We start from the raw sequence: 2,251 nt of genomic DNA, 5'->3' as shown, positions 1-2,251 counted from the left end.
GCCTCCCCACAATATAGCTCTGCTATTGACAAGCAGTATGCCGATGGTTCCGTATCAACTTATTTCTGATTTTGTGGGTATGGATGCGGGGGTAGGATTTGAACCTACGACCTTCAGGTTATGAGCCTGACGAGCTACCGGGCTGCTCCACCCCGCGTTGGTGGGTGGTTTTTATGGGGGTGGGTGAGCGAGGGGACCTGGCGGCGACCGACTTTTCCGCTCCTTAAGGAGCAGTATCATAGGCGCTGGAGGCTTTAACGGCCGAGTTCGGGATGGGATCGGGTATGGATCCTCCGCCATGGCCACCAGGTCTTCCCGCTCACCCATGTGGGTGTTTGGGGGTGTTTTGGTTGGTGTTTTCTGGAGTGTGACTGACTACTGTGCATGTGTTCTGGTGTGTGAGAGATATGGGCGATTAGGATCAGTCAGCTACACATGTTGCCATGCTTTCACACCTGACCTATCGACGTCCTGGTCTTGGACGGCCCTGTGAGACCTAGTTTTGAGGCTGGTTTCCCGCTTAGATGCTTTCAGCGGTTATCCATTCCGAACTTAGCTACCCGGCTGTGCCGCTGGCGCGACAACCGGTGCACCAGAGGTTCGTTCATCCCGGTCCTCTCGTACTAGGGACAAATCCTCTCAAGTCTCTTACACCCACGGCAGATAGGGACCGAACTGTCTCACGACGTTCTAAACCCAGCTCACGTACCACTTTAATCGGCGAACAGCCGAACCCTTGGGACCTGCTCCAGCCCCAGGATGTGATGAGCCGACATCGAGGTGCCAAACCTCCCCGTCGATGTGGACTCTTGGGGGAGATCAGCCTGTTATCCCTAGAGTACCTTTTATCCGTTGAGCGATGGCCCATCCACGCGGGACCACCGGATCACTATGGCCGACTTTCGTCTCTGCTCGAGCTGTCACTCTCGCAGTCAGGCGGGCTTATGCCATTGCACTCGACAGCCGGTTTCCGACCGGCCTGAGCCCACCATCGCGCGCCTCCGTTATTCTTTGGGAGGCGACCGCCCCAGTCAAACTGCCCACCATACAGGGTCCCGGACCAGGCTGACTGGTCTCGGTTAGATATCAGAAAAGTTCAGGGTGGTATTTCAAGGATGGCTCCACCTGAGCTGGCGCCCTGGTTTCAAAGCCTCCCACCTATCCTACACAAAACTTTCCTGATACCACTGTAAAGCTGCAGTAAAGGTTCATAGGGTCTTTCCGTCTGACCGCGGGTACCCCGCATCTTCACGGGGAGTTCAATTTCGCTGAGCCGATGCTGGAGACAGCGGGGAAGTCGTTACGCCATTCGTGCAGGTCGGAACTTACCCGACAAGGAATTTCGCTACCTTAGGACCGTTATAGTTACGGCCGCCGTTTACCGGGGCTTCGATTCGACGCTTGCACATCTCCTCTTAACCTTCCGGCACCGGGCAGGCGTCAGACCCTATACGTCATCTTTCGATTTCGCAGAGTCCTGTGTTTTTACTAAACAGTCGCTACCCCCTGGTCTGTGCCACCCGCCGATGGTTGCCCACCAACGGGTCTCGTTTCTTCCGAAGTTACACGAGCAATTTGCCTAGTTCCTTCAGCATCGTTCTCTCAAGCGCCTTGGTATACTCTACCAGTCCACCTGTGTCGGTTTCGGGTACGGTCTATATGCCAGAGCTATTTCCTGGAACGGTCCAAAAGCCAGCTCAATCCGATAAGAGCTGACAACATATCTCGTTCGTCACTTCTGGCAGGCTCAGGACTATTAACCTGATTCCCATCGACTACGGCTTTCGCCCTCGCCTTAGGGGCCGGCTCACCCTGCGTGGATTAACCTTGCGCAGGAACCCTTGGACTTTCGGCGACAGTGTTTCTCGCACTGTTTGTCGCTACTCATGTCAGCATTCGCACTTCTGATACCTCCAGAGAGGGTCACCCCGTCTCCTTCGCAGGCTTACAGAACGCTCCGCTACCGCGCATAGTAAACTATGCACCCACAGCTTCGGCACGTGGCTTGAGCCCCGTTACATTTTCGGCGCAGGGTTTCTATTAGACCAGTGAGCTATTACGCTTTCTTTAAAGGATGGCTGCTTCTAAGCCAACCTCCTGGTTGTTTTGGAATCCCCACATCCTTTCCCACTTAGCCACGATTTAGGGGCCTTAGCTGGTGGTCTGGGCTGTTTCCCTCTCGACAATGGACCTTAGCACCCACTGTCTGTCTGCCGTGCTCATACTCCTCGGTATTCGGAGTTTGGTTAGG

1 tRNA gene and 2 rRNA genes (1 of these 3 only partly in view) are annotated in these 2,251 nt (G+C 54.9%); all 3 read right to left on the bottom strand.

From position 1 onward, the window contains the following. Window positions 1–80 precede the first annotated feature (80 nt). A tRNA-Met gene (locus J8Z04_RS01345) sits at window positions 81–157 on the bottom strand. A gap of 38 nt (window positions 158–195) precedes the next feature. Beyond that, window positions 196–310: ribosomal RNA gene (gene rrf / locus J8Z04_RS01340) — 5S ribosomal RNA — on the bottom strand. 85 nt (window positions 311–395) lie between these two features. Continuing rightward, window positions 396–2,251 (bottom strand): 23S ribosomal RNA (locus J8Z04_RS01335); it runs 881 nt beyond the window's last position.

It is taken from the genome of Bombella apis, from assembly GCF_018221685.1.
Lineage (GTDB): Bacteria > Pseudomonadota > Alphaproteobacteria > Acetobacterales > Acetobacteraceae > Bombella > Bombella apis.
Note: the sequence above shows the minus strand (reverse complement) of the source record. Positions and strands in the feature narration are given on the sequence as shown.